This window comes from Microbulbifer sp. ALW1 (assembly GCF_009903625.1).
Lineage (GTDB): Bacteria > Pseudomonadota > Gammaproteobacteria > Pseudomonadales > Cellvibrionaceae > Microbulbifer.
Genome location: NZ_CP047569.1, coordinates 1,553,990 through 1,570,880, shown reverse-complemented (window position 1 = coordinate 1,570,880; position 16,891 = coordinate 1,553,990). Strand labels below are relative to the sequence as shown.

Below are 16,891 nucleotides of genomic sequence, written 5' to 3'. Positions count from 1 at the left end.
CTTTACCGGCGGCATCGGCATTATTCGGGAAAAACCTTTTCCCGATTGCCGCGTCGCAGGCGACTGAAATACTGCAGCTCCCAGGGGCGTAACGCCACCAACAGGCTGGAACCGTAGCGCTCGTCCAGCGCCAGCGCGCTGTCTGCGTCGTGCAGTTCGTCAAACTGTTGCAGCAGCCGGTCCATTTTTTTCATCAATTCGCCGTTTGCCGCCCGCGATAACATGCCGGTGCGAAAAACCAGTTTTTCACCAGGGCCGGAGAAGCTGGAACCGAGGAACTCCGGCTGTATTTCTTTCTGGAACAGCTGCTGGATTGGACCGTTGGGGAGCCAGCGAAATTCTTTTGCCACGATCAATCGGTAGCGGTTGAGCGGCAGGAGTTCGATGAGTTTCAGCCGGTCGAGGCGCGCCAACAATTGAATGCTTTCGGCTTCGCTGAGTTCGTAGGTTTCCAGGATCTGCTCGATGGTCCAGTGGTTGAGTACACACACCGCCATCAGCAACAGGCGCGGATCCACAGCAATTTCCCGCTCCTGCTCTTCGCTCAGGGTGGCGATGCCGCGCCTTGCTTCTGTGGCCTTGCGCACCAGCTCGGAAAAATCCAGCCCGGCGATGTGGCACAGGGATTCGAGCCGCGCAACGGATAAGGTGCCGCCGGTGAACATCCGCTTGATGCTGCTTTCTGACAGATCCAGTTGCCGGGCAATCTCCACGTAAGTGACTCCCCACTACTGCGCTTCTTGCTGGATCCGGCTTGCGAGCTGATCACCAAGGGGGAAGTTATGGAACACAGCTACTGACTGGCAAGTTCCCATTTACGCTGGCCATTCTACCTCTCAACTACAGTTAGGTATGGGATGGTCAAAAATGTCCGATCGCGCGGAGCGCCCAGTGAAACATAATTCATCTCTGACAGTGAATTTCATGCTACGAAGGGCTTCACTAAACGTCATCACGCAGGAAATCCAGGATAGCGGGTTTGACCGGCTCAGTGTGGAAAGTGAATACCCGTCAAAAGAGACGGCAGCAACCCGACGTCTTTCATGAACGAATACATATCCTTTCTCGCAATAGCCGTACTGTGTGTGATCGCAATATCACTGCCACATTGGTCTACCTTTAAACGAGACACGCATCCTCCTATATTGAGCGTCTCCGCAGGAATAGGAATCACCTACGTTTTTCTCGGCCTCCTCCCAAAATTGGCGGAGGTCCAAGCATCACTGAAAGTGAGCGAAGATAGCACGTCAATTTTACCCGTTGAGCTTCATGCATATTTGGGCGCTCTCGCTGGCTTCATCATTTTTCTATTAATTATAAATAAGGGATTCTTTGAAGACATCAACATAAATCAGCGCAGAGTCTCTTTTGGCGAAATCCTAATATTCGCTGTCTTCGGCGTTTATTATGCGCAGATAGGTTTCTCTTTAGGCGATTGGCCTAGCGAAATTGTTACTGGCTACTTTGGGCTTGTCGCCGCTCTTGCAATGCACTTTGTCGGGATTAACTACCATTTATGGAAGCGCTATCCTCGAAGGTATCCGATATTCCTCAGGTGGTTTTTCTGCCTATGCCTGCTGCTAGGATGGGTTACAGCAATTTCTACAGAACAGCTTACCGGAATAGTTAAACTATCAACCATGTTTGTGGCAGGAGGGATAATCATTACCGCAACACGGGAAGAAATACCTTCAAGCAAGGATGCGCACATTCTTTACTTCCTGGCATCTGTCATTATCACGACGGCATTTATATTACTTCTGAAAATTCTTGTCCTTAAGTAAGAAAAAACTCAAAGACTTTCCAAGTTATTAAGCAGCTGATAAAAGAAAGCAATAGCGCGGCCATATTCATCCACCAGAATACGCTCATTCACCCCATGGAAGCCGGCAAATTCCGCCATCGACTCCAGTTGTATCCCGGTAATCGTGTATACATTGGGGGCGAAAGGCCGCGCCTGGAAATGCTTTGAATCAGAACCACCGATCACAAAGAAGGGCGACACAATCAGGTCATTGCCCCAGGTCTGACGAATCGTTTTTTCCAACATCTTATAGCCATCGCCATGCGGGTCCGCGATATTGGTGGGAGGCGTTGATGCAGAGATATCCTTAATCTCGATACGATCATCATCAATCGCTTGTTTCACATGGGCGATCACACTTTCTTTGCTGTCCCCCGGGGCGACCCTGAAGTTGACGACTGCCGTTGCCGATGGCGGCAATACGTTATCCTTGATCCCGGCATTGAACATGGTGACAGCGATGGTGGTATGCAGCATGGCTCGCGTGACCTGTTGTGCGGCCATTTCGTCAATAAACTTCTTTTCCAGCTCGCTGGTTTCACCATCATTCCCAAATGCTACCGCTTCATACATAGGCTGCTTGTCTTGTGGTAATTCCGGCCCCATAAACCGATACTGGTAGCGTACTGCCTGATTGATCTTGTACGGGAACTGCGCTTTTTCGAGTTTTGTGATTGCCGCCGCCAGAATACCAATATTGGACTGCTCCGGCGGTTGGGATGAGTGGCCGCCTTCGCCGTTAATCGAAAGTTCCAGGCTCAGATAACCTTTTTGGGCGATACCGATCAGTGCCGAGTTCTCCTTGATACCCGGAAATACACCCGGTATTAGCGGCGCCGACTCGTCGATGACAAAGGCGATTTCTTTTACACCTCTGTTTTCGAGTACATCGACGATGTGCTTCGCGCCTTCCGGGCCGCCGACTTCCTCGTCGTGCCCAAAAACGAAGTAGATGGTGCGGCTCGGCTGGAAACCCTCCTTGATTTTCATTTCTGCCGCTTCGAGGATCGCGTGAATCTGGTTCTTGTCGTCCAGTACGCCACGGCCCCAGATATAGCCGTCCGCGATGGCGCCGGAAAACGGCTCCTGCTTCCACTGGTCACGGGATTCCTCGGCAATGGGCACCACGTCCTGATGCGCCATGAATACCACCGGCGGCAATGACGGGTCACTACCTTCCCAGGTGTACAGCAGGCTAAAAGGGCGGGGCTTGCCGAGTTTCTCCCTTTTCAGGGTCTTGTGAACGTTGGGATAGGCTTCCTCCAGGAACTGGTGGTACCCCTCGAAGGCTTCTACGTCAAAGTCGCTGCGGTCCTGGTTCGAGATCGTCGGGAACTGCACCGCCCTGGACAATCGCTTGGCCGCTGCCTCTACATCAAACTTGACCTCCACGGGTTCCACGCCGCGCATCTGCATGGAGGTAAATTCATCGTCTGCAAAACTTGCTGTTACGAGACCAATACTCAACAGCGCAGCGGAGATACATTCCAACCTGTGCCATTTCAGCGCCTTCATTTCCTGACCTCCCCTATTCAGATGATCTATTGAATCTAGTGAAAGCTAATCAAAGGGCGCGTATTGCGACGCCAAAAATCAGGTGCGCTTTTTTGATGGCTACAAGGAACCGTCAATTCTTATCGATGATCTCAAATAAAAACTGGGCACGTCGCACACATCTATGCAGCCCCAGAGTTATTGAAGGAATAAAGGAAGTTCGTTAATTGGAACCTTGTTTCAGGCCAGCCGAGTGCGAACCTTGATCTCTGATGTCAACGTACGATGCACAGGGCAGCGATTGGCGATTTCCAGCAACCGATGACGCTGTTCTTCTGTAAGCTCCCCCTCGAGGATTACTTCTCGTACTATTTCATCAATTTTTCCATTGCTGGATTCGCAATCCGCACAGTCTTGCGCATGGATTTTCTGGTGAGAAAGAATCACCCGCACCCGAGCCAGGGGTATCTTTTTATGATCCGCGTACATGCGGATGGTCATACTGGTACAGGCCCCAAGCCCCATCAGAACATACTCGTAAGGCCCCGGCCCGAGATCACTTCCCCCGACATCTTCCGGCTCATCTGCCAGTAATTTATGCATACCTGACGTCATCGTCTGCACGAACTTTCCGTCACCATTTTCTTCTACCGTGACAGTAGTTGACTTGGCATCTTCCATTTTCGTCTTCCCTTTTTTGGTTGATCAGGTGTTTCCGTCGACGGAGCCTGAAAGGCTGTGCAATACATATCTAATACAAGTTTCACCGAAATAGTGGTACGTGATACGTACCAGCGCTATCCGCGCGGCAACAGGATCCAGACCATCCAGGGAAAAGCTTCTTCCCCATCTTGCGCCTGTACAGCGCGCTGGAGCCCCTCTTCACCAAGCAGTGGCGGCCAAGTGAAGTCGAACTCGTGAAGTATTGAACCGGTTACTTCGCAGGCTTCACTTGGGAAAAACCTTTTCCCTGTTGCCGCGGCGCAGGCGACTGAAATACTGCAGCTCCCAGGGGCGTAACGCCACCAACAGGCTGGAACCATAGCGCTCGTCCAGCGCCAGCGCGCTGTCTGCGTCGTGCAGTTCATCAAACTGTTGCAGCAGCCGGTCCATTTTTTTCATCAGCTCGGCATTGGCCACCCGCGATAGCATGCCGGTGCGGAACACCAGCTTTTCACCAGGGCTGGAGAAGCTGGAGCCGAGGAACTCCGGCTGTATTTCTTTCTGGAACAGCTGCTGGATCGGACCGTTGGGGAGCCAGCGAAATTCTTTTGCCACGATCAATCGGTAGCGGTTGAGCGGCAGGAGTTCGATCAGTTTCAGCCGGTCGAGGCGCGCCAGCAATTGAACGCTTTCGGCTTCGCTGAGTTCGTAGGTTTCCAGAATCTGCTCGATGGTCCAGTGGTTGAGTACACACACCGCCATCAGCAATAGGCGTGGATCCACAGCAATTTCTCGCTCCTGCTCTTCGCTCAGGGTGGCGATGCCACGCCTTGCTTCTGCGGCCTTGCGCACCAGCTCGGAAAAATCCAGCCCGGCGATGTGGCACAGGGATTCGAGCCGCGCAACGGATAAGGTGCTGCCGGTAAACATCCGCTTGATACTGCTTTCCGACAGATCCAGCTGCCGGGCAATCTCCGTGTAAGTGACTCCCCTCGCCTTCAGCTCGCGCTTCAGCGTCTTCATCAGTGCCTGTACCTGGCTCATTCCCCGCCCTCCAATCCTGCCCTCAAACCCTGTCCTCAAACCCTGTCCTGCGGAACCACCAAGGTATCACCAGATGACACTTTTTGGTCCGGTTCACGCGACTTTATCGGATTCAGGTGACCCTTGCGATCCTTTGTCGATAGATTCCCCATCGGCGCGTGCGCTTGTGGCACGCAATCCCAATCAGCCCCAGTTGGCATATGGAGGAACCGACAATGCAACGTTTATGGCGCAACACCATCGGCTGGAGTGTGTGTTTACTATTGGGCGCGTTGGCGCCCGGGCTTGCGATGGCCGCGGGCCTGCTGACACCGGCCAACAGCAACCTGCCCCAGTTGGAGATCAAGGAGCACCACGTCAATGTGGTGATCGAGGACGGCTATGCCATCACCGAGGTGGACCAGACATTTGCCAATCCCCACGATCGGGAACTGGAAGCCATTTACTCCTTCCCGGTTCCGGAAAAGGCCTCGGTGGGTGAATTCACCTACTGGATCGATGGCAAACCGGTGACCGGAGAAGTCATGCGCAAACAGCAGGCGCGCGCACTGTATGAACAGGAAAAGTCCCAGGGCCGGCGCACCGCGCTGACGGAACAGGATGAATACCGCAGCTTCGACAGCCGCGTTTACCCGGTATTGCCGAATGACACCGTGCGTATCCGTCTGGTGTATATCCAGCCGGTACATGCGGAACTGGGTATCGGGCGATACGTGTACCCGCTGGAGGAAGGCGGTGTGGATGAAGAGCGCATGGCGTTTTTCACCTATCAGGAACACGTGCAGGAAGCGTTCAGCTTCAAGTTGACCATGCGCTCCTCCTACCCCATCGACCAGTTCCTGATGCCCGCACACCCACAGGCGCAGGTACAGCGCTCCTCGGATCAGGAATGGCAGGTGTCATTCGCAAATTCCGCGGGTGCCACGGCGTTTGCCGATGCTGAGGAACAGGCGCCAACATCGATGGCTGCGACAGCGACGTCCACCGGCAGCGCTTTTACCCTGGACAAGGACATCGTCGCTTACTGGCGCCATCAGCCTGGCCTGCCCGGGGCCGTGGATATGATCAGTTACCGCCCCGAGGGCAGCGATCGCGGCACCTTTATGCTGACGCTGACACCGGGGGATGACCTGGGTGAAATATCCCAGGGCCGCGACTGGACGTTTGTACTCGACCTCTCCGGCTCCATGGCCGGGAAATACCACAGCCTGGCGGAAGGTGTGCGCAAGGGACTGGGCAAGCTGCAGCCGGGAGATCGCTTCCGCATGGTGCTGTTCAATGACCAGGCCCGTGAGCTGACCAACGGCTATGTCGCCGTCAATGACACCAACGTGAACCACTACCTGCAGTTGCTGGAGTCGACCCAACCGAACGGCGGCACCAACCTGTTCGCCGGCCTGAAAGCCGCGTACAACGGGCTCGATTCCGACAGACCCAGTGCCGTCATTCTGGTGACGGACGGCGTTGCCAATGTGGGTGTGGTCGCCAAGAAAGCCTTCCTCGAACTGCTCGAGCAACACGATATCCGTTTGTTCACCTTTGTAATGGGTAACAGCGCCAACCGGCCTTTACTCGAAGGTATGGCGAAGGTGTCCAATGGTTTTGCCATGAGTATTTCCAACAGCGATGACATCTCCGGGCGCCTGGTACAGGCGGCGGACCAGTTGCGCCACGAGGCCTACCGGGATATCTCCCTGCGCATTTCCGGCAACAAGTCCGGAAACAAGTCCGGACTCAAGGTGCGCGATATGAGCCCCGCGCAGATCGGCTCTCTGTACCGCGGCCAGCAGTTGATCGTATTCGGGCACTACTGGGGCGATGGCCAGGCCAAGCTCGAGATCAACGGCAAGGTATCCGGCCGTGACGTGCACTACCGTTCGGACCTGAATTTCCCGTCCACCGATACCCGCAACCCGGAACTGGAGCGACTGTGGGCCTACGCCACCATTGAAGACCTGCAGAACCGCATGGATTACCTGGGCCACGATAGCGACAGCGAAGACGCCATTGTCGATCTCGCGGTGGAGCATGGGCTGGTAACGCCCTATACCTCAATGGTGGTGGTTGAAGAGCAGGTGTTCGAGCAACAGGGTATCGCCCGCAACAACAAGGCGCGCGTAGAACGGGAGAGGACTGCCCGTGAAAACCGCGCCGTAGCACCGACTCAGGACAACCGCCAGGACAGCGCACAACCGGCCTTTAACAGCAACCGCGCCTATCCGCGCAGCAGCGGCGGGTCGACGGGGCCGGTTTTGATTCTGATGTTGTTCACCCTGATCCTGTTGCGCCGACGCGCGCAACGAGCAGCGGCGGGGAATTAATCTGTGAAAATAAAAACCGGGGCTTCACTGGAGTCCCGGTTTTTTACGACCTTCTAAGATTCCAGCAACCGGTTAAAGGCGCACCCTGCTAGAATTTTTTCCGACAGTGCGAATTTAACCTGGTGCACCATGCAAAGACTCATCAAGCTCGTCGGTATATCTGCCGTTTTTATCCTGTTTACCGCCAACCATATCGCCACCGCTCAGTCGAATAACGCCATTCCGTCTTCAATCACCACGCCCGACAAAGTAGAGACGCGTATAGGCACGCTGGAATTTGACGACGGCATGCCCAGCAAAGAAACCCTCAACAAGGTCTACGACAACCTTGATCTCTCCTATGCGGTGCGCGCCTTTACCGACAATCTGCGCGGCGTGAGTATTTATGCGATCCGCAAGGGTCTGCGCGATATCGGTGTGAAGGATAACGAGGTGATTGTCTTTTCAGAGTTGATGGACGCGAAATCACTTTTCCTGACGGCCAATGCGGACACGGTATACGTCATCGGCGGTCTCGACCTCAGCAATGGCCCTGTGGTGCTGGAGGTACCACCACAGGTTCTGGGTACGGTGCAGGATGCGTGGTTCCGCTGGGTCATCGATGTCGGCCTGCCTGGGCCAGATCGCGGCGAGGGTGGTAAATACCTGATTGTGCCACCGGGTTACGACGGCCCCCTGCCCCAGGGCGGCTTCAACATTGCACACGCCAAAACCGTGCACGGCGCCTGGTTTGCGCGCGCCTTTCTGGAAGACGGCAAGGATCCAAAGCCCGTCGCCGAACGCATCCGCCAATTCACCAAGATCTACCCGTATACCCCGGGAGGCGTTGGCACCTCGGTGGCGGAGTTTCTGGACGGCAAGGCCAAGCTGGGGAAGCTGACCAAGCCCCCCGCAACGGTATTCCATGAGGGCAGCGGCAAGGTCATGAATACGGTCCCGCCCAATGACATGTCCTACTACGAGATGCTGAACCAGATAGTGCAGGAAGAGCCCGCCACCTCGCTCGATCCCGAGCTGATGGGGCCGGTCGCCGCCATCGGTATCGTCAAGGGCAAACCGTTCGCGCCGGATGCGCGGATGAAGAAAATTCTCAACGATGCACTGGCGATTGCCAATGCCACGTCACGCAGTCTGCTGATGAGCCCGCGCGCGCCGTCCTGGTTCTATTACAAGAATTCCAACTGGCAGAATATGCTGTTCGACACCGGCTACGAATTCGAAACACCCATTCCCATGATCACCAGGGAAGGGGTCAAGCCGTTCCCCACTACCGGGTATCGAAAACTGGATGCGCGCCAGGCATTCTTTTATGGCGTCACCGGCATTACCCCAGCCATGGCCATGCGACTGACCGGTATCGGCTCTACCTATCTTTGGACCATGGTGGATTCTGACAACAATTATTTCGACGGCGCCAAAACCTACAAGGTGACGCTTCCAAAGAATGTCCCCGCCGAGAAATTCTGGTCGTGGACCCTGTACGACACCATGAGCCGATCCATGCTCGACACGCCCCAGCGCTACCCCCGAGCCGGCAGCCAGAGCTACCCGTCACCAGCGGCGGAAGCGGCCGGCGACGGATCGATTACGGTTTATTTTGCACCCGAGCAGCCCGACGGCGTGGCACGGGGCAACTGGGTTCAAACCGTGCCCGGCAAAAGTTTCTTCCCCGTGTTGCGTCTATACAGTCCGCTGGAACCCTTCTTCAGTAAACAGTGGCAACCAAGCGAGGTCGAACGCGTTAACTAAGAAACCGCCGCTATCAAGGGCGATAACTTTTTAGTTTTCGCCCGCATTAAATTTCGCCCATAAAAATGTACGATAGTGCCACTTGATTGCCGCCTGACTCAGAAACAAAACCCAACGCAAAAATATCGTGAATAATTTAATGCAGAATTTGGATATACCTTCACAGTCCGTTTGATAAAGCCATTCAACAAATCTCTGCTTCTCGACAATTCACCTCATATTAATTGCCTCGCCTCCGGACCATTGATAGTGTTTTCGAGCTACTGAACGGCCTCGCCGATTCAGTCACTTAACAATAACGATGGCAAATGGACGAGCAAATTAATGAAAAAATTTATATCACGCCAAAATGTTTTATCGGGCGCCATTTTATCCGTGATCGCAGCCAGCACGCCGCAAGTAGTGTTTGCGGACGATGAAAAAACCATGGAGGAAATCGCGGTCGTTGGTTCTCGCATTCAGCGCAATGCAGAATTTGAAACAGCGACGCCGATTCAGGTGATGGATCGTGAAGCCATCGAAAAATCTGGCTTTACCAATCTGCAACAAATGTTTGAAAAGAATCCGGCCGCGGGTAACGGCACCTTCTCCACCCGCGGTAATAACCAGGACTCGACCGCCAACGGCGCCGCCGCTGTCAGTCTGCGCGGTATGGGTGCCGATGCCACGCTGGTACTGGTGAATGGCAAACGGGTTGCCATCAGCGCATTTGCCGAGAGCATCACCACCAACTTCGTCGATATCAACAGTATTCCGATCGCGGCGGTTGAGCGGGTCGAAGTATTGAAAGACGGCGCCTCGGCTATTTACGGTTCCGATGCCGTGGCCGGGGTAGTCAACCTGGTACTGCGCAAAGACTTTGAAGGGGCGGAAGTCTCCGCCGACTTCGGTGGTGCCGATGGTTATGACGAGCAGGCGGTTTCCGCGGTTTGGGGGGTTAACGGAGACGATTCAAACCTGACGCTAATTTTTGATCACCGCAGTAACTCGACCCTCGCCAGCGTCGAGCGGCGCGGGCTGGATACCGCCGACCAGTCTTTCCGCGGCGGCATGGATTTCCGCTCTTCCCGCGGTTATCCGGGGCGCTTTATTGTCGACGGTGAAACCACCATCGACCCGGGCTGCCCTGCAGACAGTGCTTCCGGTCAAACCTGTGTATATGACTATGGCCCCTGGACACTGCTGACACCGAAAGCCGAGCGCACCGGTGTGCTGATGCTCGGTCACGCCCAGCTGACAGACAACATCGAGTTCTTTAGTGAGCTGACGGTACAACACAACACCTCCATCGCACAGGGCGCGCCAACACCACTGGACGAAGCCGCCGGGCTCACCGTGCCCATCGACCACCCCAACAATCCTTTCACCGGAGCCAGCAGTATCGATGTGGGCCGCTACCGCACCGTCGATGCCGGCGCACGCCAGTGGGATATCGAAACCGATAACCTGCGCGGTGTGTTTGGCCTGCGCGGCACTATTGCCGACTGGGACTGGGAAGCCTCGGCCCAGCGTTCGCGTAGCGAATCCACCCAAACCGGTGATCGCTCCCAGGGTTGGGTCCGCACCGACCTGCTACAGGATGAAATTGACGCGGGTCGCTATAACCCCTTCGGCGGGGTGCAAAACCCGCAGTCGGTGATCGACGCCATTACCACCAGCCTGGTGCGCCAGGGCAAATCCGAATTGCGCGGTTTGGACTTCACCATCAGCGGTGAACTCTTTGATACCGCCAATGGCGCTATTGCCATGGCTGCGGGCCTGGAGCATCGCGAAGAAAGCGCTTCCGACATCCCCGATGATCAGTTCCAGCGCGGGCTGATTTTCGGTACCGAATCGGTATCCGCTTCCGCCAGCCGGGATATCAATTCCGCATTTGTCGAGTTTGCGATTCCCCTGCCGGCCAACCTGGATCTGACCCTGGCAGGCCGCTACGACGACTACAGCGATTTTGGCAGCACCACTAACCCAATGGTCAATCTGTTGTGGACCGCCAGTGAGCAGCTTTCTCTGCGCGCTTCCTGGGGCACCGGTTTCCGCGCGCCCTCGCTCGCGCAGATAGGCCTGGGCCCGTCGGAGGAATCCCTGTTCTTTATCGACAGCTACGGCTGTGACATCAACGACGCCTACTGTGCCAGCACTGACTACAACATCGTGTTTTCCGGCAACCCGGATCTCGATGCGGAAGAGTCGGAGTCTTATAACCTGGGGGCGGTGGTCAAGCCGATGGACGGCATGCAGCTGTCATTGGATTACTGGAGCATCACCCAGGAAGGCAAGATCGACGAGGTGCCCTTCGGCTACCTGTACAGCCAGTTCTGTAATGATCAAAACAGTACTGTCTGTGTCCGTTCCGCGCCGCTGCCCGGCGAATCCCTCGGTTCCCTGCAGTCGATCAACAGCGGCTTTATCAATATCGGCGAGCAGACGGTCTCCGGCATTGACCTGAGCCTGGTCTACTCTGCGCTGACCGTCGCCGGCGGCGATCTCGGCCTGCGTCTGGATTACTCCTACTTGTCGGAGTTTGAGCGGGTGGAACTTAATTCTGCTGGCGATGCATTCCTGAGCCGTGAACTGGCGGGCGAGTATGAGTACCCCGAGCACCGCTGGGCGGCTTCCGCCGACTGGGCCCTGGATAACTTTGCGTTCACTTTGGGGCTGAACTATATCGGTGAGTTCGAGGATACGCCGGACATTGATTTTGACGGTACCCTGGATTACGACACCAACAGATCCCGCATGGTGGATTCATTCATGACCATGAATCTGCAGGCCCGTTATACCGGCTTCGAAAATATGGTGCTGAGCCTTGGTGCAGACAATGCACTGGATGAGGAACCACCCTTCGCCATCGGTGATGGTGACTCCGATCTCTACGGCTACGTATCCAGCCAGCACGATCCTCGCGGTCGCTTTGTTTACGGCAAGGTGACCTACAACTTCTAAACCGCCGAACAAAAAGGGAGGGCCCAGGCCCTCCCTTTTTTTAAAAAAATTCGTTAAAAACTGACTGGTTAATTAATCACTGTCGCGTGATCACTGCTGCTCGGCAATGGTTACGCCCCTTCCCCACCACGGTATTTCTCCAGCAGCGCCTGCAAGGCATTATGACTCTCACCAGGCTCCGATGTCCGAAGTCCTCTGGTCGCCAGATAGTGCTGGTTAAAAATATTGAAGTAGTGCCGCAGCATATCCGCAGGCTTCTCCTCACCGGCGAGAACCAGGCAGCTGATCGCCGCCTCCGCGGTGGAGAAGCGATCGCTCCTGCCTGAATCGCGCACTGCGTAGGACTTCACCAGTGTTTTCGGCAGGCTCAGGCAGGGAGTACCGTCCAGCCAGCGACTCAAACCCACCATGCGGCTGCACTGTTTCCAGGTGCCGTCGAGTACGATCAGTGTAATTTTTTTGGCAGTCGCGGGCAGCGATTGAACCACCTTCCGCGGGTTCTCCACTGAATCTTCACCGGGGAACACCACAAAGCACTCCCGCTGCGGGTCACGCAGTAGTTCCTTGAGTTCTTCCGGTGCTTCAAGCCGGTTCCACAAATACACCCTTGTATTGGGAAACACATCGACGATCAAACGGCCGGTATTGGTGGGTTTGAACAGCTCCTTGCGGTGCATGAGCAGCACAAATTCTACGGAAGCTTCCTGAGGCCCGCTTTGCACGCTGTCTGCAATCGGACGCCACTCGCACATACAGGCAAACTCACCCATCTGACAGTCGCGACAGCGCTTGACGCTTTTGCCTTTGGCCTGGAATGGCTTGGTGGATTTTGCGAGTTCCTGATCGCGCAGGCGGGTGTATGCGTTGGAATACATAACCATTCTTGATAAAACCTTTGAGGCACCGTCAGGCCCAAGCCCGGCGGTTTCCTCAAATGGAGATTGAACACACTTGAAAAACGACGGATCTCAGCTGCTGGATAGTTTCATCATTACCAGCCCCGCAACAATGAGAATTGCGGCGATGATCCGCATGGCATTTACCGGTTCCGCCAGAAATATAATCCCGACAAGAAAAGCGCCGATAGCGCCAATACCCGTCCAGATGGTGTAAGCCGTACCGAGCGGAATACTGCGCATGGCAACAGCCAACAGCCAGAAGCTACCCAGCATGGTGACCAGAGTGATAAGAGAGGGTACTAGCCGGGTGAAGCCATGGGATTGCTTCATGGAGAAAGCCCAAACAACTTCCAGGGCGCCGGCGACGAGAAGGTAGATCCAGGGGGACATTGACTGCTCCGTTTTCAAACAGGGCCAGGTCGTCCTCGGCATCTTTTCCCAGAGTGGGGGAGGTCGTCCTCCTCAAGTTGGCGCCACAATAACCGATGGCGGAAATTTGGGCAAGTCCCCGAAAGACCGTATCAACCGCAGCGGCCAGGGGTGGGGTACCCGGCCTAGCCCCGGGGTCACCGATCCCCATGCAACCTCGCCACTTCCTGCTACTTTTACTGGTGCTCTCGAATTTTCCGGCAGTTTTCCAAATCAATAATTGCCGCGCCATAACAAAGCTTTCGACCGATAAGGTGACTACCCAAGCATAAGCAGGGTCACTGAGGTCAACCCGTGGCAAACGGGGTTAAACGGAGTTAACCATGAAAAAGCTCAAGTTGGCCGCAACCCTGGTTCTTTTGTTCCCTCTGTTGGCAAAAGCGCAGATTCCTGTTTCAGATGTCGACCTGACCCGCTTTTATGTCAGGGCCGGAGCCAGTTTCGTTTATCCGGATGACAACAATACCACCCTGAAATATTACCTGTTACAGGACTGGGAGCTGTACCGGACCCACTGGGAAATTGAGGGCGATACCACCTGGAATGTCTCGGGCGTGTGGCGTCCACTACCCTATCTCGGTCTTGAATTGCTGTATATCGGGGATTCCGATCACTCACTGCTGCTACAAAATTTTCGTGGACGGCCCGGCCGCGACAATATTCATTTCGGTCGTTTCAGTGCGTCGTCGGCCAACCTGTTCATCAACTGGTACATGACGGATCTGGATTGCCTGGGACAACCCTACATCGGTATTGGCGTTAACTATTCCGATTTTTACGACGACGACATTTACCCGGAATTTAATCACTACCTGTTTGGCAGCGGCATGGCGACACGACCCGCTGCGGCGTTCGGGATGACGCACTCCTGGGGCGCCAGCGCCCAGCTGGGTATCGACTGGCGCCTGGGCCGGGGCATTGCAAGTTCCTGGTTGATCAATGCCGCGATTATCTACACCGATGCCAATTCCGATACGGAAGTGACTTTCCCCACCAGCGACGGCTATGAGCGGCTCTATTCGGATTTCGAGGTCAATCCCTGGACCCTGAATCTGGGCATTACCTATGAGTTCTAAACGCAAAAGCCCCGGGGCGACACCGGCTTTTTCCACCGGGCTCTGGATTGCGATCGGGCTGGCTTCCGTGGCATTCCCTCAGGGCGTTCTGGCGGAGTGTACGCCAGGCAATATCGGCACCGAGGGGCCAGACCAGATCCTCTGTGATGCGGACAACGACGCAGAAGGCGCTGACGTCAGCAGCCTTGGCGGCAACGATATCCTGGACCTGAACGGCGGCACCATCGGCACACTGGATGCCGGCGCCGGCGACGATCAGGTCAATATCGACGGTGCCATAGTAGAAACCAACCTATTTACCGGTGACGGTAACGATACCGTCATCATGAATAACCGAGACTCCGAAATCGGTGGCTTCCTTGGCGGCGGTATGGATACCGGTGCCGGCAACGATCGCGTCGAAATTTACGATGGCATCGTATTCGAGCTGCTGACGGGCGACGGCAACGATGAAGTCACCCTGGACGGCGGCTTTATTTTTAATTTTCTCGACACCGGTAGTGGCGATGACTACATCTACTGGGACGAAGGCATAGTTTCATTAATCAACGCCGGCGATGGCTCCGATTACCTGGAAATCGATGCCTACGCCTATGAGGGCGATGCCACTTTCGATGGCGGCGATGACCTGGATGCCGATGACGGCTATATCGATACCCTCCGGTTCAAACTCGACCACCGGATTGACGGCGGTTTATTACAAAACTGGGAACACATCATCATCAATGGCAGTTCCAAAATTGAACTGTCGGGCGCCCTCGCCGTCGGTGGCGGCACGGTAGGCCGCCAGCGGCTGGGACTGGATATTCGCTTCGGTGGTGTTCTGGCATTTACGCCCGAGAACTACACCATATCCGGTGACGTGGTAAATGCCGGCACGCTTTGGTTGCAGGACGACCGCTTCAATACATTGAATATTGCCCAACACAGCAACGGTCGCTATGGGGACTATACCGGCCGCGATGGCCGCCTGTGGATAGACACCGAGCTGGGGTCCGACAACTCACCCACCGATTTGCTCAACATCGAGGGCGACGCGCGCGGCCATACCTTTGTGCGCGTATACAACCGCAATGGTACCGGCGCACAGACAAGCGGCGATGGAATACAGATCATCACCATCAGCGGTAACTCACCCCGCGATGCCTTTTCACTGGATGGTGAATACATCGGCCAGGACGGCCGGCGAGCGACAGTTGGCGGCGCCTACGGTTATACCCTGCACCACGGCGGGCTGAGCGAATCCAGTATCAACGACGGCAACTGGTATCTGCGTTCGGTCTTGCCCGATCCCTTTGATGGCAGTGGCCAGTTGCTTCCCCGCTGGCAGCCGGGCGCTGTGCTCTACGAAACCTACCCCCAGGCAATCCGACGCATGAACCAGCCCACCACCCTGCGCAAGCGGGTGGGCAACCGTTTCTGGGCCGGCACCAGTTTCAAGGATCGTGGAATCTGTTGTTACGGTAATGCCGTGGAAAGGACCATCGACGGCGGCGGCCTGTGGATGCGCCTGACTTCCGAATACAACGACAATGTGCCGGACGATTCCACCACTCGCGCAGAGTGGCAGCAGGACTTCGGCCAGGTACAGGTCGGCGCCGACTTCTCATTCGACCCGGCGGTACATCGTGGCCGCTTGATACTGGGCGTTTTCGGGCAGTACGCCTATGGCAGTACCGAGCTCGACAGTTTCTTCGGTCACGGTGATATTGATACCGAAAACTTTGGTATCGGCACCACGCTCACCTGGTACGGTAGCCAGGGTAGCTACGCCGACCTGCAAATGCAGTTCAACTGGTTTGACTCAGACCTTTACTCCCACGAGCTGCATTACCTGGGTACCGGCAACGATGCGATGGGATTCAATTTTTCCGTTGAAGCCGGACACAGTTTCAAGCTGTGTGATTTCTTTTCACTCACACCTCAGGTTCAGGTCGCTTATATTGCCGAAGATATCGATGATAATTTCGACCAGTACGGCGTGACCTTTACCGATGCCGAAAACGAGGGCAGCTTTGCGCGCCTGGGACTCGCTTTTGAGCAGCGCCTGAGCCAGAGAATCAATCGCAATATGTACGGCAACCTGCTGCTGGAACGTATTGGCCTCTATGCGATCGCCAATACGTTTTACTACATTGACGATACGACCGATGTGAATATTTCCGGGACGCGTTTGTATCAGGCACGGGATGAATGGTGGGGGCAGGTCGGCGTAGGTGCGACCTACGACCAGTGCGGAGACCGTTGTTCCGTATATGGCGAAATTGACTACGCCAGCAGCCTGGATAACTTCGGCGATAGTGACAGTGTGCAGTTCACCATCGGTTTTCGCTTTAAATGGTAACTGTCAATTAGCTGATCGCGAGTAACTAGCAGTAAATCGCGAAAGGTAAATTGGCGTGATGCACACAGGTGAAAAGAAAACAGGTAAACTGAATTTGACCAGGAGTATGCAGTACTGAGACTAAT

The 16,891-nt window shown here is 55.3% G+C and carries 12 protein-coding genes; 6 read left to right on the top strand and 6 right to left on the bottom strand.

Annotation, left to right across the window (positions count from 1 at the left end; genetic code table 11):
* Window positions 1–20: 20 nt before the first annotated feature.
* Entirely contained in the window at window positions 21–713 is a 693-nt protein-coding gene (locus GRX76_RS06410; protein WP_160152548.1) for a transcriptional regulator, read from the bottom strand.
* Window positions 714–1,043: 330 nt separating this feature from the next.
* On the opposite strand from GRX76_RS06410, the gene GRX76_RS06405 reads away from it, so the two are divergent.
* Window positions 1,044–1,784 (top strand): hypothetical protein, encoded by a 741-nt coding sequence (locus GRX76_RS06405; RefSeq protein WP_160152547.1) that lies wholly within the window; start codon window positions 1,044–1,046, stop codon window positions 1,782–1,784.
* An 8-nt stretch (window positions 1,785–1,792) separates the two neighbouring features.
* Here the strand turns inward: GRX76_RS06405 and GRX76_RS06400 are convergent, their stop codons facing one another.
* The 3 genes from GRX76_RS06400 to GRX76_RS06390 form a co-directional block, all read right to left on the bottom strand.
* Entirely contained in the window at window positions 1,793–3,319 is a 1,527-nt protein-coding gene (locus tag GRX76_RS06400; protein WP_160152546.1) for a M20 family peptidase, read from the bottom strand.
* A 219-nt stretch (window positions 3,320–3,538) separates the two neighbouring features.
* On the bottom strand, window positions 3,539–3,979 hold the full coding sequence (locus tag GRX76_RS06395) for an OsmC family protein (RefSeq protein WP_160152545.1): 441 nt from the start codon (window positions 3,977–3,979) through the stop codon (window positions 3,539–3,541).
* A gap of 267 nt (window positions 3,980–4,246) precedes the next feature.
* Window positions 4,247–5,005: a helix-turn-helix transcriptional regulator gene (locus GRX76_RS06390; protein ID WP_160152544.1), complete on the bottom strand. Its 759-nt coding sequence runs from the start codon at window positions 5,003–5,005 to the stop codon at window positions 4,247–4,249.
* 215 nt (window positions 5,006–5,220) lie between these two features.
* On the opposite strand from GRX76_RS06390, the gene GRX76_RS06385 reads away from it, so the two are divergent.
* The 3 genes from GRX76_RS06385 to GRX76_RS06375 all read left to right on the top strand — a co-directional run bounded on the left by GRX76_RS06385 (window position 5,221) and on the right by GRX76_RS06375 (window position 12,018).
* Window positions 5,221–7,326 carry a VIT and VWA domain-containing protein gene (locus GRX76_RS06385; protein WP_160152543.1) on the top strand — a complete coding sequence of 702 codons (2,106 nt, stop codon included), beginning with the start codon at window positions 5,221–5,223 and terminating at the stop codon, window positions 7,324–7,326.
* 129 nt (window positions 7,327–7,455) lie between these two features.
* A complete protein-coding gene (locus tag GRX76_RS06380; RefSeq protein WP_160152542.1) occupies window positions 7,456–9,075 on the top strand; it encodes a DUF1254 domain-containing protein in 1,620 nt (539 codons plus the stop codon).
* 375 nt (window positions 9,076–9,450) lie between these two features.
* The gene (locus tag GRX76_RS06375; RefSeq protein ID WP_236250578.1) at window positions 9,451–12,018 is read left to right on the top strand and encodes a TonB-dependent receptor; all 2,568 of its coding nucleotides are present in this window, start codon (window positions 9,451–9,453) and stop codon (window positions 12,016–12,018) included.
* 110 nt (window positions 12,019–12,128) lie between these two features.
* Here GRX76_RS06375 and GRX76_RS06370 read toward each other — a convergent pair whose 3' ends face one another.
* Both GRX76_RS06370 and GRX76_RS06365 read right to left on the bottom strand, forming a co-directional pair.
* Window positions 12,129–12,893, bottom strand: a complete 765-nt coding sequence (locus tag GRX76_RS06370; protein WP_160152540.1) for a tRNA-uridine aminocarboxypropyltransferase — start codon at window positions 12,891–12,893, stop codon at window positions 12,129–12,131.
* A 93-nt stretch (window positions 12,894–12,986) separates the two neighbouring features.
* Entirely contained in the window at window positions 12,987–13,307 is a 321-nt protein-coding gene (locus tag GRX76_RS06365) for a multidrug efflux SMR transporter (RefSeq protein ID WP_160152539.1), read from the bottom strand.
* 362 nt (window positions 13,308–13,669) lie between these two features.
* On the opposite strand from GRX76_RS06365, the gene GRX76_RS06360 reads away from it, so the two are divergent.
* The gene (locus GRX76_RS06360; RefSeq protein WP_160152538.1) at window positions 13,670–14,422 is read left to right on the top strand and encodes an OmpW family protein; all 753 of its coding nucleotides are present in this window, start codon (window positions 13,670–13,672) and stop codon (window positions 14,420–14,422) included.
* The gene (locus GRX76_RS06355; protein WP_160152537.1) at window positions 14,412–16,766 is read left to right on the top strand and encodes an autotransporter outer membrane beta-barrel domain-containing protein; all 2,355 of its coding nucleotides are present in this window, start codon (window positions 14,412–14,414) and stop codon (window positions 16,764–16,766) included. The genes GRX76_RS06360 and GRX76_RS06355 overlap by 11 nt, the downstream gene beginning before the upstream one ends.
* Window positions 16,767–16,891: the final 125 nt, after the last annotated feature.